The sequence below is a fragment of the Streptomyces resistomycificus genome (assembly GCF_001514265.1).
Classification (GTDB): domain Bacteria; phylum Actinomycetota; class Actinomycetes; order Streptomycetales; family Streptomycetaceae; genus Streptomyces; species Streptomyces resistomycificus.
In genome coordinates this window covers 1-25,814 of sequence record NZ_KQ949007.1, presented here as the reverse complement: position 1 = coordinate 25,814, position 25,814 = coordinate 1, and the positions used below count along the sequence as shown (strand labels likewise).

General features: G+C 70.5%; 14 protein-coding genes and 1 tRNA gene. 4 read left to right on the top strand and 11 right to left on the bottom strand.

Annotated elements, in window-relative coordinates; translation table 11 throughout:
• The first annotated feature begins 128 nt into the window (after positions 1 to 128).
• The 3 genes from AQJ84_RS38270 (at position 129) to AQJ84_RS38260 (ending at position 7,227) form a co-directional block, all read left to right on the top strand.
• Entirely contained in the window at positions 129 to 5,114 is a 4,986-nt protein-coding gene (locus tag AQJ84_RS38270) for an ATP-dependent helicase (RefSeq protein WP_030044090.1), read from the top strand.
• 431 nt (positions 5,115 to 5,545) lie between these two features.
• Entirely contained in the window at positions 5,546 to 6,388 is an 843-nt protein-coding gene (locus AQJ84_RS38265) for an Fpg/Nei family DNA glycosylase (RefSeq protein WP_030044089.1), read from the top strand.
• Between the two features lie 74 nt (positions 6,389 to 6,462).
• Complete coding sequence (locus AQJ84_RS38260; protein WP_030044088.1) at positions 6,463 to 7,227, top strand: SDR family NAD(P)-dependent oxidoreductase; 765 nt, start codon at positions 6,463 to 6,465, stop codon at positions 7,225 to 7,227.
• On the opposite strand, the gene AQJ84_RS44555 is transcribed toward AQJ84_RS38260, so the two are convergent.
• The 9 genes from AQJ84_RS44555 to AQJ84_RS38220 form a co-directional block, all read right to left on the bottom strand.
• On the bottom strand, positions 7,175 to 7,465 hold the full coding sequence (locus AQJ84_RS44555; RefSeq protein ID WP_078632334.1) for a hypothetical protein: 291 nt from the start codon (positions 7,463 to 7,465) through the stop codon (positions 7,175 to 7,177). The two genes, AQJ84_RS38260 and AQJ84_RS44555, sit on opposite strands and share 53 nt — an antisense overlap.
• Before the next feature lie 339 nt (positions 7,466 to 7,804).
• A complete protein-coding gene (locus AQJ84_RS38255) occupies positions 7,805 to 8,185 on the bottom strand; it encodes a helix-turn-helix domain-containing protein (RefSeq protein WP_030044087.1) in 381 nt (126 codons plus the stop codon).
• Positions 8,186 to 8,294: 109 nt separating this feature from the next.
• Positions 8,295 to 8,852 (bottom strand): CinA family protein, encoded by a 558-nt coding sequence (locus AQJ84_RS38250; protein ID WP_030044086.1) that lies wholly within the window; start codon positions 8,850 to 8,852, stop codon positions 8,295 to 8,297.
• Positions 8,849 to 9,664, bottom strand: coding sequence for a CDP-diacylglycerol--glycerol-3-phosphate 3-phosphatidyltransferase (gene pgsA, locus AQJ84_RS38245; protein WP_030044085.1), 816 nt, complete (start codon positions 9,662 to 9,664; stop codon positions 8,849 to 8,851). Before pgsA ends, AQJ84_RS38250 begins: the two co-directional genes overlap by 4 nt.
• Positions 9,661 to 11,160 carry a 30S ribosomal protein S12 methylthiotransferase RimO gene (gene rimO / locus AQJ84_RS38240; RefSeq protein ID WP_030044084.1) on the bottom strand — a complete coding sequence of 500 codons (1,500 nt, stop codon included), beginning with the start codon at positions 11,158 to 11,160 and terminating at the stop codon, positions 9,661 to 9,663. Before rimO ends, pgsA begins: the two co-directional genes overlap by 4 nt.
• 97 nt (positions 11,161 to 11,257) lie before the next feature.
• On the bottom strand, positions 11,258 to 12,097 hold the full coding sequence (locus AQJ84_RS38235; RefSeq protein WP_030044083.1) for a helix-turn-helix domain-containing protein: 840 nt from the start codon (positions 12,095 to 12,097) through the stop codon (positions 11,258 to 11,260).
• Between the two features lie 234 nt (positions 12,098 to 12,331).
• Positions 12,332 to 15,052 carry a DNA translocase FtsK gene (locus AQJ84_RS38230; protein ID WP_198536425.1) on the bottom strand — a complete coding sequence of 907 codons (2,721 nt, stop codon included), beginning with the start codon at positions 15,050 to 15,052 and terminating at the stop codon, positions 12,332 to 12,334.
• Positions 15,053 to 15,211: 159 nt separating this feature from the next.
• A complete protein-coding gene (locus AQJ84_RS38225; RefSeq protein WP_030044080.1) occupies positions 15,212 to 15,892 on the bottom strand; it encodes a response regulator in 681 nt (226 codons plus the stop codon).
• A gap of 318 nt (positions 15,893 to 16,210) precedes the next feature.
• On the bottom strand, positions 16,211 to 21,682 hold the full coding sequence (locus tag AQJ84_RS38220) for a HAMP domain-containing protein (protein ID WP_107082889.1): 5,472 nt from the start codon (positions 21,680 to 21,682) through the stop codon (positions 16,211 to 16,213).
• Between the two features lie 375 nt (positions 21,683 to 22,057).
• Here AQJ84_RS38220 and AQJ84_RS38215 point away from each other — a divergent pair, with 375 nt between their 5' ends.
• Positions 22,058 to 24,817, top strand: a complete 2,760-nt coding sequence (locus AQJ84_RS38215) for a SpoIIE family protein phosphatase (protein ID WP_059198911.1) — start codon at positions 22,058 to 22,060, stop codon at positions 24,815 to 24,817.
• A 57-nt stretch (positions 24,818 to 24,874) separates the two neighbouring features.
• On the opposite strand, the gene AQJ84_RS38210 is transcribed toward AQJ84_RS38215, so the two are convergent.
• A tRNA-Thr gene (locus AQJ84_RS38210) sits at positions 24,875 to 24,950 on the bottom strand.
• An 87-nt stretch (positions 24,951 to 25,037) separates the two neighbouring features.
• Positions 25,038 to 25,700 carry a DegT/DnrJ/EryC1/StrS family aminotransferase gene (locus AQJ84_RS38205; protein WP_030044073.1) on the bottom strand — a complete coding sequence of 221 codons (663 nt, stop codon included), beginning with the start codon at positions 25,698 to 25,700 and terminating at the stop codon, positions 25,038 to 25,040.
• Positions 25,701 to 25,814: the final 114 nt, after the last annotated feature.

The following is a 25,814-nucleotide window of genomic DNA, read 5'->3' as shown; positions in this document are numbered from 1 at the left end:
GGCGCAACGCGCACCCCCTCCACCCGCACAGGCCGCCGCAGGCACTACCCACACCCGCCCCCACCACCCGCAAGCACAGCTATCCGCAGGTCAGGCCCATTGTCAGTCCCCGGGTGCAGGATGGACACATGGTCAGCTCCGCACACCAGGCCCTCAAAGCCTTCTCCCCCGCGACCCGCGGCTGGTTCACGGGCGCCTTCGACGCGCCCACCGCCGCCCAGGCCGGCGCGTGGCAGGCCATCGCCGAGGGTTCGGACGTGCTGGTCGTAGCCCCCACCGGCTCCGGCAAAACCCTGGCCGCCTTCCTAGCCGCCTTGGACCAGCTCGCCTCCACACCCCCACCCGCCGACCCCAAGAAGCGCTGCCGCGTCCTGTACGTCTCCCCACTCAAGGCCCTGGCCGTGGACGTGGAGCGCAACCTCCGCAGCCCTCTGACCGGCATCCGCCAGGAGTCCGTCCGCCTGGGCCTGCCCGAACCGGAGGTCAAGGTCGGTATCCGCTCCGGCGACACCCCCGCCGCCGAGCGCCGGGCCCTGTCCACCCGCCCACCGGACATCCTGATCACGACACCGGAGTCCCTGTTCCTGATGCTGACGTCGGCCACGCGTGACGCGCTGACCGGCATCGACACAGTGATCCTGGACGAGGTCCACGCGGTCGCCGGTACCAAGCGCGGCGCCCACCTGGCCCTCTCCCTGGAGCGTCTGGACGAACTCCTCCCGAAGCCGGCCCGCCGTATCGGCCTCTCGGCCACGGTCCGCCCGGTGGACGAGATCGCCCGCTACCTCTCCCCCCGCGGCAAGGTGGAGATCGTCCAGCCGAAGTCCGGCAAGGAGTTCGACCTGTCGGTCGTGGTCCCGGTCGAGGACCTGGCGGAACTGGGCGGCTCCCCGGTGGCCGACGGCACCGAAGGCGCGGAGCGACCGTCCATCTGGCCCCATGTGGAGGAGCGGATCACGGACCTGGTCCAGGCCCACCGCTCCACCATCGTCTTCGCCAACTCCCGCCGCCTCGCGGAGCGCCTCTGCAACAGGCTCAACGAGATCGCCTACGAGCGGGCCACCGGCGAGTCCCTGGACGAACACCACGCCCCCGCAGACCTCATGGGCGGTTCGGGAGCGGCACAGGGCGCCCCGCCCGTCATCGCCCGAGCCCACCACGGTTCGGTCTCCAAGGAACAGCGCGCCCTCGTCGAGGAGGACCTCAAGGCCGGCCGCCTGCCCGCCGTGGTGGCGACCTCCAGTCTCGAACTGGGCATCGACATGGGCGCGGTGGACCTGGTCATCCAGGTCGAATCGCCCCCCTCCGTGGCGTCGGGCCTGCAACGCGTCGGCCGCGCGGGTCACCAGGTGGGCGCGGTCTCGACCGGCGTGGTCTTCCCGAAGTACCGAGGCGACCTGGTCCAGGCGGCCGTGGTCACGGAACGGATGCGCACCGGTTCCATCGAGTCCCTCAAGGTCCCCGCCAACCCCCTGGACGTCCTCGCGCAGCAACTCGTCGCGATGACCGCGATGGACACGTGGCAGCTCGACGACCTGCTCGCCATGGTCCGCCGGGCCGCCCCCTTCGCCTCGCTGCCCGAATCCGCGTTCACGGCCGTCCTCGACATGCTCGCCGGCCGCTACCCGTCCGACGCCTTCGCGGAACTGCGCCCGCGCGTGGTCTGGGACCGCGTCGCCGGCACGATCACGGGCCGCCCCGGCGCCCAGCGCCTCGCCGTCACCTCCGGTGGCACCATCCCCGACCGGGGACTCTTCGGGGTCTTCCTCGCCGGCTCCGACCCCAAGAAGGGGGGAGGCCGGGTCGGCGAGCTGGACGAGGAGATGGTCTACGAGTCCCGGGTCGGCGACGTCTTCACGCTCGGCACGAGTTCCTGGCGCATCGAGGACATCACCCGTGACCGCGTCCTGGTCTCCCCCGCGCCCGGTGTCCCGGGCCGGCTGCCCTTCTGGAAGGGAGACCAGCTGGGCCGTCCGCTCGAACTGGGCCGTGCGGTGGGTGCGTTCCTCCGTGAGGTCGGCTCGCTGACCAAGGAGGACGCCCGTCTGCGTCTGCTCGCCGCGGGCCTGGACGCCTGGGCGGCGGACAACGTCCTGTCCTACCTGGACGAACAGCGCGAGGCCTGCGGCCATGTCCCCGACGACCGCACGATCGTCGTGGAGCGCTTCCGCGACGAACTGGGCGACTGGCGTGTGGTCGTCCACTCCCCCTTCGGCGCCCAGGTGCACGCCCCGTGGGCCCTCGCCCTGGGTGCCAAGCTCTCCGAGCGGTACGGCATGGACGCCCAGGTCATGCACGCCGACGACGGCATCGTCCTGCGCCTTCCCGACGCCGACCTCATGGGCATGGACCTGCTCGACCAGGAGCCGATGAAGGCGGGCACGGAGTGGGACTCCGAGCAGGCGCCCGTCGGCGCGGCGGACGTCGTCTTCGACAAGGGCGAGGTCGACCAGATCGTCACCGACCAGGTCGGCAGCTCGGCCCTGTTCGCGTCCCGCTTCCGCGAGTGCGCCGCCCGCGCGCTGCTGCTGCCCCGCCGCAACCCCGGCAAGCGCACCCCGCTGTGGCAGCAACGCCAGCGTGCCTCGCAACTTCTCCAGGTGGCCGGCGAGTTCGGCTCGTTCCCGATCGTCCTGGAGGCGGTCCGCGAATGCCTCCAGGACGTCTTCGACCTCCCCGGCCTGGTCGAGCTCATGGGCGACCTGGAGTCCCGCAAGGTGCGCCTGGTGGAGGTCACGACCCCGGAGCCGTCGCCCTTCGCCCGTTCCCTCCTCTTCGGATACGTCGCCCAGTTCCTGTACGAGGGAGACTCACCGCTCGCCGAGCGCCGCGCCGCCGCTCTCTCCCTGGACTCCCGCCTGCTGGCCGAACTGCTCGGTCAGGCGGAACTGCGCGAACTGCTCGACGCCGAGGTCCTGACGGAGCTGGAGCAGGAACTCCAGTGGCTCACGGAGGACCGGCGCGTCAAGGACGCCGAGGGTGTAGCCGACCTGCTGCGTCTCCTGGGCCCGCTCACGGGCGCCGAGTTGGCCGAGCGGGGCGCCGAACCACAGTGGGCCCAGGAGTTGGCCGCCGCGCGCCGCGCGATCCGGGTCCGCGTCGCCGGCGCCGACCACTGGGCGGCGATCGAGGACGCGGGCCGCCTGCGCGACGCGCTCGGCACTGCGCTGCCGGTAGGTGTCCCGGAGGCCTTCACGGAGCCCGTCAAGGATCCGCTCGGTGATCTCCTGGCGCGCTATGCCCGCACTCACGGCCCGTTCACCTCGGCGACCGCGGCGGCCCGCTTCGGCCTGGGCGTGGCCGTCACGGAGGGCGCCCTTCAGCGGCTCGCGGCGACGGGCAGGGTCGTGCAGGGCGAGTTCCACCCCGCGGGGATCGGCCAGGAGTGGTGTGACGCGACCGTCCTGCGCCGCCTCCGCCGCCGTTCCCTGGCCGCGCTCCGTCACGAGCTGGAACCGGTGCCGCCGCCCGCGCTGGCCCAGTTCCTCCCCCAGTGGCAGCACATCGGCAGGGGCCACGGCCTGCGAGGCATCGACGGACTGGTGCGGGCCGTCGAGCAGTTGCAGGGCGCGTCCGTGCCCGCCTCCGCCCTGGAGAAGCTCGTCCTCCCGTCCCGGGTCGCGAACTACACCCCCGCGATGCTCGACGAGCTCACCTCGGCCGGGGAGATCGTCTGGGCCGGCGCGGGAGCTCTGCCCGGCAAGGACGGCTGGGTCTCCCTGTACCTGGCGGACGCGGCCCCCCTGCTCCTTCCGCCGCCCCACCCCTTGGAGCTGACGGCACTCCACCAGTCCGTCCTGGACACCCTCTCCGGAGGCTACGGGCTGTTCTTCCGCCAGATCGCCGACCAGATCCGGGCGACCACGCACCCCGAGGCCACCGACCCCCAACTGGCCGACGCCGTCTGGGACCTGGCGTGGTCGGGACGGCTCACCAACGACACGCTCACCCCCATGCGCTCCCTCCTGGGCTCGGGCCGTACCGCGGGTTCCACGGCCCACCGCGCCAAGCGCACGATGCCGCGCGGTCGCTACGGCTCGCTCACCGCCGCCGCACGCACCGCGTCCCGCACCGGTCCGCCGACCGTCGCCGGCCGCTGGTCGCTGCTCCCCGACCGCGAGGCCGACCCCACCGTGCGCGCCCACGCCCTCGCCCGTGTCCTGCTCGACCGGCACGGCGTGGTGACGCGGGGAGCCGTCGCCGCGGAGGGCGTCGAGGGGGGCTTCTCGGCGGTGTACCGCATCCTGTCCGCCTTCGAGGACAGCGGCCAGGCCCGCCGCGGTTACGTGGTGGAGGGACTCGGCGCCGCACAGTTCGCCATGGACGGCGCGGTGGACCGCCTGCGCGCGGTTGCCAACGCCCGCGACCGTGGCGAAGCCCTGCCACCGTCGCCCCGGGGCGACGGCACCCCCGACGGCTTCGTCGACCCCTTCACCCCCCTCGCACCGAACGCCTTCGACTCCCTCCCCGACCTGCCCCCCGACCCCTTCGCCACAGCCGATCCCCACGCAGCGGAAGCGTCGAACCCGCCCACCGGCCACGCGGACGACAGCACCCCGGCCTTCGCCCCCGACGGCGACTGGCCGCCCTCCCCCGCCGCCACCTCGCGAAGCGAGTGGATCTCCCCCCGCGACTTCCCCCCGGCGACCAACTCCGGTTCGACGACGCCGGCATACAACCCGTACGCCGCCGCCTCGCCCCACCGCACCCGACCCGCCCCCGAGTCCCGGGCCACCGTCCTCGCCGCCGCCGACCCCGCGAACGCGTACGGCGCGGCCCTGCCCTGGCCGGACCCTCCGACGGACGTCGGCCACAAGCCGGGCCGTAAGGCGGGCTCCCTGGTGGTTCTGGTCGAGGGCGAGCTGACGCTCTACATGGAGCGGGGCGGCAAGACACTGCTGGCCTGGCCCTCCGACCCGTCCGGCACGGCCACCGACGACCCGCGCCTGCAAGCGGCGGCGCAAGCTCTCGCCGCGGCCGCCAAGGCGGGTTCCCTCGGCACCGTCACCGTCGAACGCGTCAACGGCGTCTCGGCGCTGACCTCCCCCATCGGCACCCTCCTCGAAGGAGCAGGCTTCATCGCCACCCCACGCGGCCTGCGCCTACGCGCATGAGCCCGCCAAGCCGCCCCGCTGCCCCAACCCGCACCTTCACCCCCGCCCCCACCCAAAGTCGCCTCGACCACGTCGCGCACCCCCGCCCCTGTCACTCCGCCCGTCACCCGCACCGCCCGTCACCCCACCCCGGTCACGCCACCCCACCCCGGTCACGCCACCGTCGCCCCGTCACGCCTCCGGCACCCCGTCACGCACCCTCGGCAAGCCCATCGAGCCCTGCCACGCCCCTCTACCTCCCGCGCCCCTCGATCGTGCCCCCGCTGCCTGATCCCTGTCGCACTCGCCGCCCCATCCCTGTCGCACCCGCCGCCTGATCCCTGTCGCACCCGCCGCCGATCCATGCCGCGCCCGCCGCCCCGTCCCTGCCGCACCCGCCCCCATAGACCGTGGCGCGCGCCCCCTCCGCCCTGTCATGCCACCCTTGACCCATGCCCGAAGGAGACACGGTCTGGCAGGCCGCCAAACGGCTGCACGGCGCCCTCGCCGGCAAGGCGCTGACCCGCAGCGACCTCAGGGTGCCTAAGTACGCCACGGCCGACCTGACGGGTCGCACCGTCCTGGACGTCACCCCGCGGGGCAAACACCTCCTCACCCGCATCGAGGGCGGCCTCACTCTCCACTCGCACCTGCGCATGGACGGCTCCTGGAAGGTCTACGCAGACAACCAGCGCTGGACGGGCGGCCCGACCCACCAGATCCGCGCGATCCTCGGCAACGCCGACCGCACGGCCGTCGGATACCGCCTCCCGGTGCTCGAACTCCTGCGCACCACCGACGAACACCGCGCCGTCGGTCACCTCGGCCCCGATCTCCTGGGCCCCGACTGGGACCCTGACCAGGCCCTGGCCAACCTGCTCGCCGACTCCGCCCGCCCCCTGGGCGAGGCCCTGCTCGACCAGCGCAACCTCGCCGGCATCGGCAATGTCTACAAGAGCGAGCTCTGCTTCCTCCTCGGCGTCACCCCCTGGGTGCCCGTCGGTGTCCTCCCCGCCGATCGCACAGCACAGCTCCCCGCGCTCGCCAAGAAGCTTCTGGAGATCAACCGCGACCGTCCCATCCGCGCCACGACGGGCCGCCGGGGTCAGGATCTGTTCGTGTACGGACGGGCCCGCCGCCCCTGCCTGCGCTGCCGCACCTCGATCCGCGTGGCCGACCAGGGCGACGGCTCCCGCGAGCGCCCCACCTACTGGTGCCCGACCTGCCAGCAGGGCCCGGCACCGGCACCGGGCACCCCCGCGACACAGCGCTTCCGCCCCCGCACGACCCCGTGAACGGCCGGACCACCGACCAGCTCACCACCGTCACCCAATTGACGACCCGTCAGAAACGCTCGTACCGTCCCTTCATGGCCGTCACGGCGTACGACCTCACCGACCGCACCGCGTTCGTCACCGGCGCCGCGAGCGGCATAGGCCGCGCCAGCGCGGTCCTGCTCGCCGAGGCGGGCGCCACCGTGCACTGCGCGGACCGCGATCCCCAGGGCCTGCAGGAGACCGCCGCCCTGATCAAGGAAGCGGGCGGCACCGCCCACACGCACCCTCTCGACGTCACCGACCGTGATCAGCTCCACCGGGCCGTCGCCTCGTGTGAGCGCCTGGACGTGATGGCCGCGGTTGCCGGCGTCATGCACAGCAGCCCGGTCCTGGAGACCCGGGACGAGGACCTCGACCGGGTGCTGGACATCAACTTCAAGGGTGTGCTGTACGCCTGCCAGGAAGCCGCCCGCATCATGCTCGCCCGGCGCACGAGGGGCAGCATCGTCACGATGGCCTCGGGCGCGGTCGACACCGGCGGCCCCGGGCTGCTCTGCTACGGCGCCGCCAAGGCTGCCGTCGTCCAGCTGACGAAGACGCTGGCCTCGGAGGTCGGCCGACACGGCATCCGGGTCAACGCGGTCGCGCCCGGCTGGATCCGTACGCCGATGACCGACCGCCACGACACCGAGGCACAGGCGCACACCGAGTCGTTCATGGCCCGGATGTCACCCCTGGGCCGGGTGGGCGAACCGGAGGACGTCGCGCAGGCCGTGCTCTACCTGGCCTCCGACGCCTCGTCCTTCACGACAGGCCAGATCCTGCGTCCGAACGGCGGTGTGGCGATGCCGTGGTAGTCCCGGCCACCCGCCCCGTCGCCCGCCAGGCCGCCGCCCACCGCCCGGAGGGCACAGCTCCCGTGGCCCGGTCCTTGGGCACACAGTGCACCGGCAGCAGACTCAGCCCCCACCCACCGGCGGCGACCGCCCCCTCCAGCACCCCCGCGTCCGGCGCCAGGGCAAGCCTCAGCACGGCCCACCACCACAGCGCCCCGAGCCCGAGAACCGCCCCCCAGCGCACTATCGGCCCCGCCATGGACGTCACCTCCAGCCCGACCAGACCCGACGCTAGGCCGCCGCGTCACCCACGGGGAGGGCGCACCGGCGGCACACGGGAGCACCGCCCGTCACTCGATCCCGGCCAGGCACAACCAAGCTCCACCATGACCGCCCCGCCCTCCACCGGCAAACGCACCAACCCGCCCCACCCGTCCCCCTGCCACCCACAACGCGACGCGGCCCTACCACGCGAAAAACCCCGACCGCTCCCCTCCGGATCTCTCCGGAGAAGCCCCGGCCGGGGCCTCACACTGTTCTCGGCGCCTCCGCACGCACACGTTCAGCACACGTCAGCGCGAGCAAACCCGCGCGAATGTCACGCGGCGACGACGTCCACCGCTTCGGCGGGCGCCTTGATCGTCACCCGTTCCGGTGGCACACCGGCCACCGAGACGGAACCCAGCATCGGGCGAACCGGCGTCGGCACAGGCTCGCTGGGGGTGGCCGCAGCAGACTGGGCCAGCTCGGCGAGGGCGAGTTCGTCGCTCACTTCCCGCATGAGCTCGGACATCCGTACGTCCAGCGCGTCGCAGATGGCGGAGAGCAGCTCGGAGGAAGCCTCCTTCTGCCCCCGCTCCACCTCGGAGAGATAGCCGAGTGAGACTCGGGCGGACGAGGAGACTTCGCGCAGAGTACGGCCCTGGCGCTGGCGCTGCCGACGCAGCACGTCACCCAGCAGGCGACGGAGCAGAATCATCGGTGGCTCCCTCCTCGGACCGCGTAGCCGCATCCTTCTCGCCCCACCGTACCGCCTTGCGCCGCGGCCGTGCGGGGAGCGATGTCGTGTTCACTCAGGGCTGCAAACATCAAAACCCCCCGTTCCGTTCCGTATCCTGTGCCCGCTCATTCCCAGTCGGTTCGCTCGCAAGCCCCTCCAGGAGCAGTGCGAGTACGCTCCGTACACTCTCCTTACGAATTTCCGCGCGGTCGCCGTTCAACCGCAGGGCAGTCACTTTCCCGCCACTCATGGCACCGAAAGTTCCCGGGCGGGGCCCGTCGACGGCCACGAAAACCGTCCCGACGGGCTGTCCGTCCTGCGGTTCCGGGCCGGCGACTCCGGTGGTCGCGATGCCCCAGTCGGCGCCGAGCGCTTTGCGCACTCCTGCCGCCATCAGGCCCGCGACCTGCGCGTCCACCGCTCCGCGCGCCGCCAGCAGACTGGCGTCGACGCCCAGCAGTTCGTGTTTCAGCTCGGTGGCGTAGGCGGTCACCGAGCCCCGGAAGGCCCGGGAGGCCCCCGGGACGGCTGTGATTTCCGCCGCCACAAGTCCACCGGTCAGCGACTCGGCGACGGCGAGCGTCTCACCGTTCACCGTGAGTAGTCGCAGCACTTCTACGGCCACGTCGGCGGCCGGGGAACTCACGCTTCCGTCTCCTCCAACGCAGCCTTGCGCTCGGCGATTCCCTGCCGGCGCAGCACAATGGCTTGTCTCACATAGTCGAGCCCGGTCACGACGGTCAGCACGACCGCGGCTGCCATCACCCAGAACCTCAGGGTGGCCAGCCACCCCGTCAGCGCCAGGACATACATCCCCACAGCCACGCCCTGGATGAGGGTCTTCAGCTTGCCACCGCGGCTCGCGGGAATGACGCCGTACCGGATGACCAGGAAACGCAGCAGGGTGATTCCGAGTTCCCGGCCGAGGATGACGGCGGTCACCCACCAGGGCAGATCGCCGAGCGCGGACAGACAGATCAATGCCGCCCCCATGATCGCCTTGTCGGCGATGGGGTCGGCGATCTTCCCGAAGTCGGTGACGAGGTTGTAGGTACGCGCCAGGTGCCCGTCGAACAGGTCGGTGATCATCGCGATGGCGAAGGCCGCCCAGGCGAGCGAGCGCCACGCCGGGTCGTACCCGCCCTCGGCGAGCATCAGCGCGACGAAGCCGGGCACGAGGAGCAGCCGGAGCATCGTCAGCAGATTGGCGATGTTCCAGACGCTGGCCTGGTTGACGGCCGCGGCCGCCAGCTTCCCGCCGCGCGCCGCCTTACCGGCATCGCCACCGCCACTCGCATCGACTTTGCCGGCGTCAACGGCAGAGACACCCGAGACCGCGCCGGGAACGACACCGGAGACGGCGGGCACCGCGGACGCGGCCCCAGAGGCCGCCGTGCCCGCGGCCGCGCCCTTCGCGGCGGAGGGGCCACCCGCGGCGGACGCCGGAACTCCGGTCATCTGCCCGCCTCCTCACTACACACGAGCGAGCCCTCGAGCGGCTCGGCCACCAGATCGACACCCTCCGTGCCGACCACCTTCGCCTCGACGATACGACCGATGCTCAGCCCTTCGCCGCTCGTGAGCAGCACCTGGCCGTCGGTTTCGGGTGCCTGGTGCGCGCCGCGGCCGTACACACCCTCGACGGGGTCCACCGACTCCACGAGCACGTGCACCGTCTCGCCCACGCGCTCCTCGGCCCGCTGCGAGACGAGCTCCTCCGCCAGCCGGGAGACCCGGGCGAGCCGCTCCGCTACGACGTCCTCGTCCAGCTTGTTCTCGTACGTCGCCGCTTCCGTGCCCTCCTCGTCGGAGTACCCGAAGACGCCGATGGCGTCCAGCCTCGCGCCGTTCAGGAAGCGCTCCAGCTCGGCCAGGTCGGCCTCGGTCTCGCCGGGGAAGCCCACGATGAAGTTGGAGCGCACACCCGCCTGGGGGGCCTTGCTCCGGATGGTGTCGAGCAGCTCCAGGAAGCGGTCGGTGTCGCCGAAGCGGCGCATCGCGCGCAGCACGTCGGGCGCGGAGTGCTGGAAGGACAGATCGAAGTAGGGCACGACCCTGGGGGTGGACGTCAGCACGTCGATGAGCCCGGGCCGCATCTCGGCCGGCTGGAGGTAGCTGACGCGCACCCGCTCGATGCCGTCGACCTCGGCGAGCTCGGGCAGCAGGGACTCCAGGAGACGGATGTCGCCCAGGTCCTTGCCGTAGGACGTGTTGTTCTCGGAGACCAGCATGATCTCCTTGACGCCCTGTTCGCCGAGCCACCGCGTCTCGTTCAGCACGTCACTGGGGCGGCGCGAGATGAAGGAGCCGCGGAAGGACGGGATGGCGCAGAAGGAGCAGCGCCGGTCGCAGCCGGAGGCGAGCTTCACCGAGGCGACGGGAGCGCCGTCCAGACGGCGGCGCAGCGGCGCGCGCGGCCCCGAGGCCGGAGCGAGGCCCTCCGGAAGATCGGCGGGGGCGATCGCGGCCGCCTCGGTGGCCGGCCCGTGTCCCGGGAGGGCGACGGACGCCGCCGACCCCTGGCGCTCCGCGGGGCTGATCGGCAGCAGCTTGCGCCGGTCGCGCGGGGTGTGGGAGGCGTGGACCCCGCCGCTCAGGATGGTCTGGAGCCGGTCGGAGATGTCGGAGTAGTCGTCGAAGCCGAGCACTCCGTCGGCCTCGGGGAGGGCCTCGGCAAGGTCCTTGCCGTACCGCTCGGCCATGCAGCCCACCGCCACGACGGCCTGGGTTCTGCCGTGCCCCTTGAGGTCGTTGGCCTCCAGGAGGGCGTCGACGGAGTCCTTCTTGGCGGCCTCGACGAAACCACAGGTGTTGACGACGGCCACGTCCGCGTCCGCGGCGTCCTCCACGAGGTCCCAGCCGTCCGCCTCCAAGCGGCCTGCGAGCTCCTCCGAGTCCACCTCGTTACGGGCGCAGCCAAGAGTGACGAGTGCGACGGTACGGCGTTCAGGCATGGGCTCAAGACTACTTCGTCCCGCTGACACCCCACGTCGACGGGGTTGGCCGATCTTGGCCAACCCCGTCCGCACCCGTGCTAGTCCCTGCCGGTCCTCAGCCGACCTGAGGGTCGCCCTTCGTGTAGGTGAGCCGCTGCACGGCCCCCGGCTGCCAGTCGTCGTCGATCTTCTTGCCGTTCACGTACAGCTGGATCGCCCCGGCGTCACCGAGGACGAGGTTGACCCTCTCGCTGTCCTGGAAGGTCTTGGACTCGCCCTGCTTGAGCAGCCCGTCGAACAGGCTCCGCCCGTTGTGGTCCTTGGCGGAGATCCAGCTCTTTCCGTCGGCTGCGCTGACCTGGACCGTCACCTTGTCCTGGGGCGCGGCGGCGATGGCGCTGTCCGAGGGGTCGGGCTTCGAGACCTCGGGCTTGTCGTTCTTCGGCGTGGGCGAGGAGGTCTTGCCGGCCGAGGGCTTGGCTCCCTCGGCCACCTGCGTCTTGGTGCCGTCGTCGTCACCACCCTGGAAGGCGGTGAACCCGACGAAGCCGACCACGGCGACGATCGCCGCGACCATGGCAGCGGTCCAGTTGGGGCCGCGCCGCTCGGGGCGGATGCGTTCCGCCTCGAACAGCGGAGCCGCGGGGGTAGGCGCCGGACGGCCACCGTGATCGGCGTCGTACTGGGCGAGCAGCGGGGCGGGATCGAGGTTGACGGCCTTGGCCAGGGTCCGGATGTGCCCGCGCGCGTAGACGTCGCCGCCGCAGGGCGTGAAGTCGTCCGCCTCGATGGCGTGCACGATGGGAAGGCGGACCCTGGTGGCGGAACTGACGTCGTCGACGGTCAGCCCGGCATCGATACGAGCCTGCTGGAGGGCACGGCCGATCGGGTGGCGGGCTTCCTCACGGTCGTCTTCGAACGGACGCTCGTCTTCAGGGGAGTTGCCGATGGACACGGGGGCGCCTTTCGAGCGTTTTAGCCGCCTGTGCTGGAGGTTCAGTCTATGGGGGGTACGAAAGGGTGGGGCAACCGGGCGGAGGCACTTTGTACGCCATCGGAATGGCCGGACACGCCGACGGCGGGGCAGTAGCTTCTTGCTTTCCTCAACTTGACGTACGCCGAAGGGAAACGGTTGCTCAATGATCCCTTACGGGTGAGTCACGATCTGGCAGCGTCCTTGGGGCTCCCTTTAAGACTCCCCGCGGATCACCGAGAGCACGCCGTCCAGCTCGTCAGGCTTCACAAGAACGTCACGGGCCTTCGAGCCTTCGCTCGGCCCGACGATGCCCCGGGACTCCATGAGGTCCATGAGCCGGCCCGCCTTGGCGAACCCGACCCGCAGCTTCCGCTGCAGCATGGAGGTGGACCCGAACTGCGTGGAGACGACCAGCTCGGCTGCCTGGCACAGCAGGTCGAGGTCGTCGCCGATCTCCTCGTCGATCTCCTTCTTCTGCTTGGTGCCCACGGTGACGTCCTCCCGGAAGACGGGCGCCATCTGGTCCTTGCAGTGCTGGACGACCGCGGAGACCTCCTCCTCGGTCACGAAGGCGCCCTGCATACGGGTGGGTTTGTTCGCCCCCATCGGCAGGAACAGCCCGTCGCCCTTGCCGATCAGCTTCTCGGCACCGGGCTGGTCGAGGATGACTCGCGAGTCGGCGAGGGAGGAGGTGGCGAAGGCGAGCCGCGAGGGCACGTTCGCCTTGATCAGACCGGTGACGACGTCGACGGACGGCCGCTGGGTGGCGAGCACCAGGTGGATGCCGGCCGCGCGCGCGAGCTGCGTGATGCGCACGATCGCGTCCTCGACGTCACGAGGGGCGACCATCATCAGGTCGGCGAGCTCGTCCACGATCACCAGCAGGTAGGGGTAGGGCTGGAGCTCCCGCTCACTGCCCTCCGGCTTCTTGACGGTCCCTTCCCGCACGGCGCGGTTGAAGTCGTCGATGTGCCGGTAGCCGTAGGCCGCCAGGTCGTCGTACCGGAGGTCCATCTCGCGTACCACCCACTGGAGCGCCTCGGCGGCCCGCTTGGGGTTGGTGATGATCGGCGTGATCAGGTGCGGGATGCCCTCGTAGACGGTCAGCTCGACGCGCTTGGGGTCGACCAGGATCATCCGGACGTCCTCGGGCGTCGCCCGCATCATGATCGACGTGATCAGGCAGTTGATGCAGGACGACTTGCCGGAGCCGGTGGCGCCGGCGACCAGCATGTGCGGCATCTTCGCCAGCGAGTGCATGACGTAGCCACCCTCGACGTCCTTGCCGAAGGCGACCAGCATCGGGTCGTCGTCCTCCGCGGACTCGGCGAGCCGCAGCACGTCTCCGAGGTTGACCATCTCCCGGTCGGTGTTCGGGATCTCGATGCCGACGGCCGACTTGCCTGGGATCGGGCTGATGATCCGCACGTCCGGGCTGGCGACGGCGTACGCGATGTTCTTGGCGAGGGCGGTGATCCGCTCGACCTTCACGGCGGGGCCGAGCTCGACCTCGTAGCGCGTGACCGTCGGGCCGCGTGTGAAGCCGGTGACGGCCGCGTCGACCTTGAACTCGGTGAAGACGTTCGTGAGCGAGGCGACCACGGCGTCGTTGGCGGCGCTGCGCGCCTTGCCGGGGCCGCCGCGCGTGAGGAGGTCGAGCGAGGGCAGCGCGTAGGTGATGTCGCCGGACAGCTGGAGTTGCTCGGCACGCGGCGGCAGGTCACGCGTCTCGCTGGGCGGCGACTTGGTGAGGTCGCGGACCTCGCCCTTCCTTGGTGTGTCGACCTTCTCCTGCCTCGGCCGCGAGGCCGGCGCCGGTACGGGCGTGGGCGTGGGGGTCGCCTCTTCGCGCTCTGCCGCGCTCACCCCCTGGGTGAGGTCGGCGACGATCGGCGAGGGAGGCATGCCGTGCAGCACGGCACCGTCGAGCGCGGCGGCGGCCGCCGCGGCGACGTCCACGGCGTCCATGGGGCGGTCCAGGTCGGGCTGGGGCACGGCGGAGCGCCGGGGGCGGCCACGGCGCCGTGTCAGGGCCTCCTGCTCCGCCGTGTCGGGGTCGTACGCCTCGGCGGCCGGGCCGCGCCTGCGGGAGCGCGCCGGCAGCGCCTCGCGCCACTGCTCGTCGTAGCGCTCCTCGTCGTCGGTGAACTCGTCCTCGGCGGGGTCGTGGACGATGCCGAGGCGCACTCCGAGCAGCCGCAGCCGCTGCGGGATGGCGTTGACCGGGGTCGCCGTGACGACCAGCAGCCCGAAGATCGTCACCAGCACGAGCAGCGGTACGGCCAGGACGTCGCCCATCGCGTACGTCAGCGGGGTCGCCGCTCCCCAGCCGATGAGGCCGCCGGCGTCCCTTATGGCCTGCATGCCGTCGGCGCGGGCGGGCGAACCGCAGGCCACGTGGACCTGGCCGAGCACGCCGATGACGAGCGCGGACAGGCCGATCACGATGCGGCCGTTGGCCTCGGGCTGCTCGGGATGGCGGATGAACCGTACGGCGATGACCGCGAGCAGTATCGGCACGAGCAGGTCGAGCCGGCCGAAGGCACCGGTCACCAGCATCTCGACGAGATCGCCGACGGGGCCGCGCAGGTTCGACCAGGTTCCGGCGGCGACGATCAGCGCGAGGCCGAGCAGCAGCAGCGCGACTCCGTCCTTGCGATGCGCCGGGTCGAGGTTCTTCGCACCCTGCCCTATGCCACGGAACACCGCGCCGACGGCGTGCGCGACGCCCAGCCAGACCGCGCGCACCAGGCGGTAGACGCCGTTCGTCGGGCTGGGGGCCGGTTTCACGGGCGCGACTCTTCTCGCCGCGGCCTTCTTGGCGGGCGCCTTCTTCGCGGGGGCCCTTTTCGCAGCGGCCTTCTTCGCCGGAGCCTTCGCGGGAGCGGCCGCCTTCTTGGCGGGCTTCTTGGCTGCGGAGGGACGTGAGGCCATAGGTGTGAGGTTACCGGTGGAGACCACCGGGGACACGTGTGCCCGATGCTTCACCCGTTCGTGTCGCACTCGAAGAGGCGCCAGGCTGACGCGGACTCATTTCGCCCCGGTGCGTCCGAAATGAGCGCCCGTGCCGGGACAACGAGGCCCGGCGAGGCCTCAGTTCTGGGACGGCACTGCCGGTGAACTCCCCGTGCCCGGCTCCAGGGCGTCCAGCGCCCGCCGCAAACCCGTGAGTTTGCGTTCGAGATGGGCGGCCGTGGCCACCGCCGCCGCGTCCGCGGACTCGTCATCCAGTTGCTTCGACAGCGCTTCGGCCTGTTCCTCGACCGCAGCCAGCCGCGCCGACAGCTCGGCGAGCAGCCCCGCGGGCTCCTTGTCCCCGGCCGTCGCCTTGCCACCGCCACCCTCCAACTGGAGCCGCAGCAGCGCCGCCTGCTCCCTCAGCTGGCAGTTCTTCATGTACAGCTCGACGAAGACGGAGACCTTGGCGCGCAGCACCCAGGGGTCGAACGGCTTGGAGATGTAGTCGACCGCGCCCGCCGCGTACCCGCGGAAGGTGTGGTGCGGTCCGTGGTTGATCGCGGTGAGGAAGATGATCGGGATGTCCCGGGTCCGCTCCCGCCGCTTGATGTGCGCGGCCGTTTCGAAACCGTCCATGCCCGGCATCTGGACGTCCAGCAGAATGACCGCGAAGTCGTCCGTCAGCAGCGCCTTGAGCGCTTCCTCCCCGGACGATGCCCGCACCAGCGTCTGATCGAGCGCAGAGAGGATGGCCTCCAGCGCCAGCAGATTCTCCGGCCGGTCATCGACCAGGAGGATCTTGGCCTTCTGCACCATGGCCCGCCCTCCTCGCCCCGGCTTGGGGCCTCCCCTGTCCACAGGACTTGGGGTGACGCCGACCGGCGCCGCCCCAGGCGACGACTCCCTTGCGCCGCCCGTCCTTGTGCCGGTCATCGTAGCCGTACCCCGCCCGTCGCCACACCCTGTCACCGGGATGTCACTGTGCACGTAGCAGAAACGTAGCGGGAGACCAGAAGGTTCCCCGAATCCCGTACTTCTACACGGCTTCGACAACCCAGAGTCAGCGACTTCGGAGATCCGCCGAAGGTTCCCGCCACATCCGCACGAAGCCCTCGCAAAGCCCGAACGATCCCGTCACTCGCCACGCATCCACTGGTCCATCACCGTCAGCAGGTGATCGGGGTCGACCGGTTTGGTCACGTAGTCGGAGGCACCCGACTCGATCGCCTTCTCCCGGTCGCCCTTCATCGCCTTCGCGGTCAGCGCGATGATCGGCAGTCCGGCGAACTGCGGCATCCGGCGGATCGCCGTGGTCGTCGCATAGCCGTCCATCTCCGGCATCATGATGTCCATCAGGACGACCGCCACGTCGTCGTGCTGCTCCAGCACCTCGATGCCCTCGCGGCCGTTCTCGGCGTACAGGACCGACAGCCCGTGCTGTTCGAGGACGCTGGTCAGGGCGAAGACGTTGCGGATGTCGTCGTCGACGATCAGCACCTTCTCCCCGCCGAACCGGATCCCTCGCCGCGGCTTCGGAGCAGCCTGCTGCTCCGCCACGGGCCACTGCTCCTGCATCGCGCGCTGCTCGATCTCCGCCACGGGCCGCCGCCGGCGCCGGAACAGCGCCGCGGCGCCGTTCTGCGTCTCCCGGTACGACTTCACCTCGGCCGGCGTCTCGATCTCCACGTCGGAAGCCTCGGGCTCGGGACGCCCCGAGGCCACCAGGTCGCCGGCCTCCAGGGCGGGCGCGAGCTGCTGGTAGCCCTGCGGCGGCAGTTCGCTCGGGTACAGCGGCAAATACAGCGTGAACGTCGATCCCCGACCGGGCTCGCTCTGCGCGTGGATCTCACCGCCCAGCAACTGCGCGATCTCCCGCGAGATGGACAGCCCGAGCCCCGTACCGCCGTACTTGCGGCTCGTCGTACCGTCCGCCTGCTTGAAGGCCTCGAAGATCACCCGCATCTTGCTGGCCGCGATCCCGATCCCCGTGTCCGTCACGGAGAACGCGATCAGTCCCGCGTCCGCGTCCCGCAGCGAACCCGCCTCCAGGAGCTGCTCCCGGATCGCCACCGGCACCTCACGGCCGGCGGGCCGGATCACCAGTTCCACGGCCCCGGAGTCGGTGAACTTCACCGCGTTGGACAGCAGGTTGCGCAGCACCTGCAGGAGCCGCTGTTCGTCGGTGTGCAGCGTGGCCGGCAGCTCCGGCGACACCCGCACGGACAGGTCGAGGCCCTTCTCCGCGGTCAGCGGCCGGAAAGTGGCCTCCACGTAGTCGACGAGCTGGACCAGCGCGATACGCGTCGGAGAGACGTCCATCTTGCCCGCCTCGACCTTCGACAGGTCGAGGATGTCGTTGATCAGCTGGAGGAGGTCGGAGCCGGCCCCGTGGATCGTCTCGGCGAACTCGACCTGCTTCGGGGAGAGGTTGCCCTCCGCGTTGTCGGCGAGCAGCTTGGCCAGGATGAGCAGCGAGTTGAGCGGCGTACGCAGCTCGTGCGACATGTTCGCCAGGAACTCGCTCTTGTAGCGCATCGACACCGCGAGCTGCTCGGCACGCTCCTCGAGGACCTGCCGTGCCTCCTCGATCTCGGTGTTCTTCACCTCGATGTCGCGGTTCTGCTGGGCCAGCAGCTCGGCCTTCTCCTCCAGTTCGGCGTTGGAGGCCTGGAGGGCCTTCTGCCGGTTCTCCAACTCCGCGGACCGCTCACGCAGTTGCTCGGTCAGCTCCTGCGACTGCTTCAGCAGCACCTCGGTCTTGGTGTTGACGGAGATGGTGTTGACGCTGGTCGCGATCATCTCGGCGATCTGGTTGAGGAAGTCCTTCTGAATCTGCGTAAAGGGAGTGAAGGAGGCCAGCTCGATGACACCGAGCACCTTGCCCTCGAACAGCACCGGAAGGACGATCACTTGCGCGGGCGGCGCTTCTCCGAGACCGGAGGAGATCTTCAGATAGCCGCTGGGCGCGTTCTCCACGAGAATCGTGCGCTTCTCCTCCGCGGCCGTCCCGATCAGCGCCTCCCCCGGCCTGAACGACGTCGGCATGGACCCCATCGAGTAGCCGTACGACCCCAGCATCCGCAGCTCGTACCGGTCCTCCGTCTCGGCGCTCAGGTCCTTGCCGTCGAGCAGCGGCATGGCGACGAAGAAGGCACCGTGCTGCGCGGTCACCACCGGCGTCAGCTCGCTCATGATCAGCGAGGCCACGTCGGCCAGGTCGCGCCGGCCCTGCATCAGCGCCGAGATGCGCGCCAGGTTTCCCTTGAGCCAGTCCTGCTCCTTGTTGGCGATCGTGGTGTCACGCAGGTTGGCGATCATCTTGTTGATGTAGTCCTGGAGCTCCTGGATCTCCCCGGACGCGTCCACGTCGATCTTCAGGTTCAGGTCACCCCGGGTCACCGCGGTCGCCACGCGCGCGATGGCGCGCACCTGCCGGGTCAGGTTCCCGGCCATCTCGTTCACCGACTCGGTGAGGTCACGCCAGGTTCCGTCGACGTCACGCACGCGTGCCTGACCGCCCAGCTGCCCCTCCGTGCCCACCTCTCGGGCGACTCGGGTGACCTCCTCGGCGAAGGACGACAGCTGGTCGACCATGGTGTTGATCGTCGTCTTGAGCTCGAGGATCTCGCCGCGCGCGTCGATGTCGATCTTCTTGGTCAGGTCGCCCTTGGCGATGGCGGTCGTGACCATGGCGATGTTGCGCACCTGACCGGTCAGGTTGGACGCCATCTGGTTCACCGACTCGGTGAGGTCCTTCCAGGTGCCCGCCACACCGGGCACCCGCGCCTGCCCGCCCAGGATGCCGTCCGTGCCCACCTCACGGGCCACCTTGGTGACCTGGTCGGCGAACGAACTCAGCGTCTTCACCATGGTGTTGAAGGTGTCGGCGAGCTGCGCGACCTCGCCGCGCGCCTCGATGGTCACCGTCCGCGTCAGGTCACCGTTGGCGACCGCCGACGCGACCTGGGAGATGTTGCGCACCTGCATGGTCAGGTTGTTGGCCATCAGGTTGACGTTGTCGCTGAGGTCCTTCCAGATGCCCACGACCCCGGGCACGTGCGCCTGGCCGCCCAGGATTCCCTCGGTGCCCACCTCGCGGGCCACCCGCGTCACCTGCTCGGCGAAGGACGACAGCTGGTCCACCATCGTGTTGACGGTGCTGACGAGCTCGAGGATCTCGCCCTTCGCGTCGACGGTGATCTTCTTCGACAGGTCGCCCTTGGCGACCGCGGTGGTGACCTCGGCGATGTTGCGCACCTGGATCGTCAGGTTGTTCGCCATGAAGTTCACGGACTGCGTGAGGTCCTTCCAGGTGCCGGAGACACCCTGCACCTCGGCCTGCCCGCCGAGGATGCCCTCCGTACCCACCTCACGGGCCACTCGCGTGACCTCCTCGGCGAAGGACGACAGCTGGTCCACCATCGTGTTCAGGGTGTTCTTCAGCTCGAGGATCTCCCCGCGCGCGTCCACGGTGATCTTCTGCGACAGGTCACCCCGGGCCACCGCGGTGGCGACCTGCGCGATGTTGCGCACCTGGCCGGTGAGGTTCGAGGCCATGCCGTTCACGGAGTCGGTCAGGTCACGCCACACACCGGCGACGCCGGGCACCTGCGCCTGGCCGCCCAGCCGGCCCTCCGTACCCACCTCGCGCGCGACCCGCGTCACCTGGTCGGCGAACGCGGACAGCTGGTCCACCATCGTGTTGATGGTGTTCTTCAGCTCGAGGATCTCGCCGCGCGCGTCAACGTCGATCTTCTGGGACAGGTCGCCCCGGGCCACGGCCGTCGTCACCTGGGCGATCTGCCGCACCTGAGAGGTGAGGTTGCCACCCATGAAGTTGACGGAGTCCGTGAGCTCCTTCCAGGTACCGGACACCCCCGGCACCACGGCCTGACCGCCCAGCCGCCCCTCGGTGCCCACGTCCCGGGCCATCCGCGTCACCTGGTCGGCGAACGCCGACAGCTGGTCCACCATCGTGTTCACGGTGTTCTTCAGCTGGAGCATCTCGCCGGAGACGTCCACGGTGACCTTCTGCGACAGGTCGCCGTTGGCCACGGCCGTCGTCACCTGGGCGATGTTCCTCACCTGTCCGGTGAGGTTGCGGAACGCGGTGTTGACGGAGTCGGTCAGGTCCTTCCAGGTACCGGCGGCCCCGGACACCTGCGCCTGCCCGCCCAGCTCACCCTCGACACCGACCTCACGCGCCACCCGCGTGACCTCGGCGCCGAACGCGGACAGCTGGTCCACCATCCCGTTGACGGTGTTCTTCAGCTCCAGCATCTCGCCGGCCACGTCGACCGTGACCTTCTGCGAAAGGTCGCCGCTGGCCACGGCCGTCGTCACGGCCGCGATGTCCCGCACCTGGATGGTGAGGTTGCGGAAGACAGTGTTCACCGAGTCGGTGAGGTCCTTCCACGTCCCCGCCGCACCCGGCACGTTCGCCTGCCCGCCGAGCCGCCCCTCGGCACCGACCTCGTTGGCCACGCGCGTGACCTCGTCGGCGAAGGTCCGCAGCGTCTCGGTCATCTGGTTGATCGTGTCGGCGAGCTGCGCGACCTCACCGCGCGCCGAGACCGTCACCTTCTGCGACAGGTCACCACTGGCGACCGCGGTCGTCACCTGGGAGATGCCGCGCACCTGGGCCGTCAGGTTGCCGGCCATCAGGTTCACCGAATCGGTGAGGTCCTTCCACACACCGGCCACACCGGGCACCTGCGCCTGGCCGCCCAGCTCGCCCTCGACACCCACCTCACGCGCGACGCGGGTCACCTCGGAGGAGAAGGACGACAGCTGGTCCACCATCGTGTTGACGGTGTTCTTCAGCTCCAGCATCTCGCCGGCCACGTGAACCGTGACCTTCCGGGACAGATCACCCTTGGCCACCGCCGTGGTCACCAGGGCGATGTCCCGCACCTGGGCCGTCAGCCGGTACGCCATCGTGTTGACCGAGTCCGTGAGGTCCTTCCACGAACCGGACATACCGCGCACCTTGGCCTGTCCGCCCAGCTTGCCCTCGGTCCCCACCTCGCTGGCCACTCGCGTGACCTCGTCGGTGAACGTCGACAACTGGTCCACCAGGTTGTTGACGGTCCGCCCGACCTTGAGGAACTCCCCGCGCAGCGGATGCCCCGACCCGTCCGGCGCCTGCGTCCGCAGCTCCATCCGCGGCGACAGATCACCCTCCGCGACGGCCGACAACACTCGGCTGACCTCGGCGACGGGGCGTACGAGATCGTCGACCAGCGCGTTGGAGTTGTCGACGGCGGCCGCCCAGGAGCCCTCACAGGCACCCGTTTCCAGCCTTTCCGCGAGCTTTCCCTCACGCCCGACCATGCGCCGGACCCTGGCGAGCTCACCCGTCAGATGGAGATTCCGGTCGGCCACCTCGTTGAAAACCGCAGCGATCTCCGACATCACGCCGTCGCCGGACACCGTGAGCCGCTTACGGAAGTTCCCGTCCCGCATGGACACGAGGGCCGTCAGCAGCCTGTCCAGGGCAGCCGTGTCCACCGTGGTGGTCCCGTTGCGCGGTTTGCGCTGGTTACTCTGGGACTGTCCGCCTTTCGCGCGCGTCTTAGTGCCCCGCGTCGCTGCGCCAGACTCCACTGTGTCCCTCCCGCAGGGGTCGACCGTTACTGCTGTGCTCAGGTATAACCGCTCGGCTTACCGGGTACTGCTGCGTATCTCTGCCCGCTTTATCAGACGGCACCCGGGCTGCTGCCCACCGTGTGCACATCCCACTCAGCCTGCCAGTAGGTTCACCAGAAGCCTGCCCAGTGTTTCACCCTGGCTGAACCAGGCCATAACAGTTCGGCAGCTTCGCACATCGTCCGCACACCCTCCGGACGGAAACACTGCAGACCGGCATCCGCATGGACGGGGAAGGTAAGTAACCTTGCATGCGGCTGTCCAGCCGTGCCGGTCCGTCCGGCCTGGGCGGTGGCACGAGAACGAGCGGGCATCGGAGGGGCGGCCGCACACATGACCACCGGACTGATCCCTGGGGGACAGCCCCCGGACCCCGGGCCGACGGGCGGCCTGCCGCAGCAGCGGCACGAGCCTGCCGAACAAGAAGCACTGCACATCGACAACCGGTCGAGGAGTTCTGTGATCACCGCGCGCGCGGCCGCCAGCTTCGAGCCCGTCGGAAGATCGGTCGCGAGCGCCCGCGCCTTCGTCCGGGACACCCTCCAGGGCTGGGGCTACGCCGACATCGTCGACGACGCCGTGGTCCTCACCAGCGAACTGGTGACCAACGCCGTGGTGCACGCGGGCACCTCCGCGGACGTGCTGTGTCTGCGAAGCGACGATGGCGTGCGGATCGAGGTCGGCGACCACTACCCGGAGCGTGAGATCCCCCTCCAGGGCCAGGCCGTCAACATGGGCAGCCCGGACCGCGAGGGCGGCCGCGGCCTCCAGCTGTGCGCGGCGCTGGCCGGCCACTGGGGCGTCGACTACACGCCCACCCAGAAGCTGGTCTGGTTCCAACTCGCCCTCCCCGGCCGCCCGGTGGGCGCCCGCGCCGCGGGCCCCGCACTGCCCTCCGCCCTCCTCCCTCTCGCCGACGGCCGCGTCCGTGTCGCCGTCGTGCAGATCGACCGCACGGGCGCCCTCACGTCGTGGAACGAGGACGCCGAGGAGCTCTTCGGCTACGCCGCCGAACAGGTCATCGGCAAGCCGCTGAGCGACCTCGCCGCCTGGCCGCACACCCCGGGCACCGGTACCGGCATCGCGGAGGCCCTGCGGCTCTCGCGCTGGGAGGGCAGTTACGGCATCAGGGGCGCCAGCGGCCGCGTCACCTCCGTGTACGCCTCCCATCTCCGCGTCCGCGACACGACCGGCGAGCCCTCCACGGTCTGTCTCCTGGTCCGCGACCACGAACGGGCCGTCCTGCAGACCCCGTTGCGCGTCCCGGCCTCCGACACCGCCACCGCGTCCGACGGCCAGAGCACGGACCCCTTCGAGGTGTTCATCGGCTCCCCCGCCCCGGACGACCTCGACGGTCTTCTCCAGCGCACGGTGGAGCGCGCCCGCGACATGCTCGACGGCGACTCCGCGTTCCTGCTCCTGGCGACCGACGACGAAACGGAGCTGGAGGTCCGCGCCTCCACCGGCCTGCCCTCCGCCCGCCAGCGCTTCGCCCGCGTCCCCGTCGAGGCGGGCCCCGGCCGCTACGGCTCGGCCCGCATGCCCGCCGTCCATGACGACCTCACGGCCGTACCGGGCGCCGTCCCGCTGCTGAGCGGCACCGGCATGCGCTCGGTCGTCACGGTCCCGCTCAAGGTGGAGGGCCGCCTCACCGGCTCGCTGGGCGTCGCCGCCGAGTCTCCCGGCAGGTACTCGAACGAAGAGGCCCTGCGTCTCCAGTTCGCCGCCGACCGCATCGCGTTGGCGGTCGAGTCCGCCCGCCTGGGTGAACTCGAACGCCTGCGCCGAGGTTCTCTGAGCTTCCTCGTGGAGGCGTCCGACCTGCTCGCCGGCACCCTGGACCGCGACCAGACGCTGGCCCTGATGGCCCAGATGACGGTCCCGACCCTGTCCACCTGGTGCGCGGTCTACACGATCGCCGACCAGGCCTCCGAGCCCTATTTGTCGTACGTCCTGCACGAGGACGAGGAACTGATCGACGGCATCAAGTCGTTGCTGTCGAAGATCTCCCCGCCGGACCCGGTCCCCACCCCCGGCGCCCGCGTCTGGTCGGCCCCCGGCGAGGCGGCCCACCAGGCGGCCCTGCGCAGCTCCATGCGCAGCCTCGGTATGAGCGGCGGTCCGCCCCACCAGGTCACCTCGGCCTCGGGCATCGGCCCCACCCTCGCCACGGCCTCCGCCGTCGGCGGCGAGACCGTGGTCCTCCCCCTGGTCGCCCGCAACCGTGTCATCGGCATGCTCACCCTCGGCAAGCCCACCGACGAACACTTCCGCCAGGAGATCCTCGAGCTCGCCGAGGACCTGTCCCGCCGAGCCGCCCTGGCTCTCGACAACGCCCGCCTCTACTCCGAGCGCACGGCCATCAGCCAGGCCCTCCAGCGCAGCCTCCTGCCACCCGAGCTCCCCGTGATCGAGGGCGTCGAGGTGGAGGTCATCTACCGCGCGGCCGGCGAGGGCAACGAGGTCGGCGGCGACTTCTACGACCTGTTCCCGATCCGCGACGGCGCGTACGGCTTCGCCATCGGCGACGTCTGCGGCACGGGCCCGAACGCGGCGGCGGTGACGGGCCTGGCCCGCCACGCCCTGAGGCTGCTGGCCCGCGAGGGCCTCAGCGGCCCGGCGGTCCTGGAGCGCCTGAACTCCGCGATCCTCGACGAGGGCGCCCGCAGCCGCTTCCTCACCCTTCTCTACGGCGAGTTGTGGCCGCAGGAGGACGGCAGCGCCCTGCTGAAGGTGGTCTGCGCCGGCCACCCCCTCCCGCTCCGTCTCCGCCAGGACGGCACGGTCGAACCGGCCGCGGAGCCGCAGCCGCTCCTCGGGGTCATGGACGACCTGGAGCTCTACGAGCAGACGGTCACCCTCGATCCGGGCGACGTCCTGCTGTGTGTCACGGACGGCGTCACGGAACGCCGTGAGGGCGCCCGCATGCTCGGCGACGACGGCCTGGCCGACGTCCTCACCACCTGCACGGGCCTCACCGCCGGAGCGGTCGCCGCCCGCATCATGCGCGCGGTGGAGCGCTTCGCACAGGACGCCCCGTCTGACGACATGGCGATCCTGGCGATGCGGGTACCGGGCCTCCACACGGACTGAAGGACCGAGGAGGGCATGCAAAAGGCCCCCGCCCGGAAGGGCGAGGGCCTTTTATTGTGGAGCCCCCAAACGGAATCGAACCGTTGACCTTCTCCTTACCATGGAGACGCTCTACCGACTGAGCTATAGGGGCCAGTCACCTTTTCGGGGGTTTCCCCCCGCGGCAACGGAATAGATCATACCCCGAACAGCCCGGTGCTCCCAACCATGCTCTCCGGGCTCAGAAGGCGGGCTGGAGCAGTCCTCCAAGGGCATTGCACGCACCTACGATCCGCTGCATGTCCCGCTTGGTCAACGACGCGTCCACCGGCAGAGTGAGTGTCTCGTCCGCGGCGCGCTCGGTCTCCGGCAGGGACACGCAGCGACGGTATTCGGGCAGCCGGTGCACAGGGGTCTTCACCGGCACCCGGCAGTCAACGCCCTTGGCCCGCACGGCTCGGGCGAAGGCATCCCGGTCCGGACGCCCGTTCCCCGGCACCCGGACGACGTACTGCTGGTAGGTGTGCCCGTCTCCGCCGTCGGGCGTCCGCACGCCCCTCAACTTCCCGTCGAGATAGGCGGCGCGTTGCCTGCGCTGAGCGATCTCGTCGTACGGCGCCTCGGACTCCCCCTCCTGCAGCACCAGCAGTCCGTGCCGCTCTCCGACGCCGAGCAGTCGCACCACGTCGGCCGGCCGGCCGAACCGGTGCACGACAACTATCGCCGCGGTCCGCGGAGTTACGGCCACCTCGACGGCAGACGAGTCGAGGCAGTACGTCAGCGGATCTATGTCGGCGAAGACCGGAAGCGCCCCCGCCAGAACCACGGCTTCGGCGACTTCCACGTTCCCGAACGCCGGCACGACAACCTCGTCGCCGACTCCGACGCCGGCGGCCCTGAGCATTGCAGCAGTACCCATGCCAGCGATCGTGGTTGCGCAACGTGAACTTCAAGTGACACGCAACAAAAAAGGGTTGGACCCCGAACCGAAGTTCAGGATCCAACCCTTTGAATGATT

Excerpts from the sequence above, each read along its gene's own strand:
- AQJ84_RS38270 (WP_030044090.1), top strand. The coding sequence starts at position 129 with ATGGTCAGCTCCGCACACCAGGCCCTCAAAGCCTTCTCCCCCGCGACC.
- AQJ84_RS38265 (WP_030044089.1), top strand. The coding sequence starts at position 5,546 with ATGCCCGAAGGAGACACGGTCTGGCAGGCCGCCAAACGGCTGCACGGC.
- AQJ84_RS38260 (WP_030044088.1), top strand. The coding sequence starts at position 6,463 with ATGGCCGTCACGGCGTACGACCTCACCGACCGCACCGCGTTCGTCACC.
- AQJ84_RS44555 (WP_078632334.1), bottom strand. The coding sequence starts at position 7,465 with ATGGCGGGGCCGATAGTGCGCTGGGGGGCGGTTCTCGGGCTCGGGGCG.
- AQJ84_RS38255 (WP_030044087.1), bottom strand. The coding sequence starts at position 8,185 with ATGATTCTGCTCCGTCGCCTGCTGGGTGACGTGCTGCGTCGGCAGCGC.
- pgsA (WP_030044085.1), bottom strand. The coding sequence starts at position 9,664 with ATGACCGGAGTTCCGGCGTCCGCCGCGGGTGGCCCCTCCGCCGCGAAG.
- rimO (WP_030044084.1), bottom strand. The coding sequence starts at position 11,160 with ATGCCTGAACGCCGTACCGTCGCACTCGTCACTCTTGGCTGCGCCCGT.
- AQJ84_RS38230 (WP_198536425.1), bottom strand. The coding sequence starts at position 15,052 with ATGGCCTCACGTCCCTCCGCAGCCAAGAAGCCCGCCAAGAAGGCGGCC.
- AQJ84_RS38225 (WP_030044080.1), bottom strand. The coding sequence starts at position 15,892 with ATGGTGCAGAAGGCCAAGATCCTCCTGGTCGATGACCGGCCGGAGAAT.
- AQJ84_RS38215 (WP_059198911.1), top strand. The coding sequence starts at position 22,058 with ATGACCACCGGACTGATCCCTGGGGGACAGCCCCCGGACCCCGGGCCG.
- AQJ84_RS38205 (WP_030044073.1), bottom strand. The coding sequence starts at position 25,700 with ATGCTCAGGGCCGCCGGCGTCGGAGTCGGCGACGAGGTTGTCGTGCCG.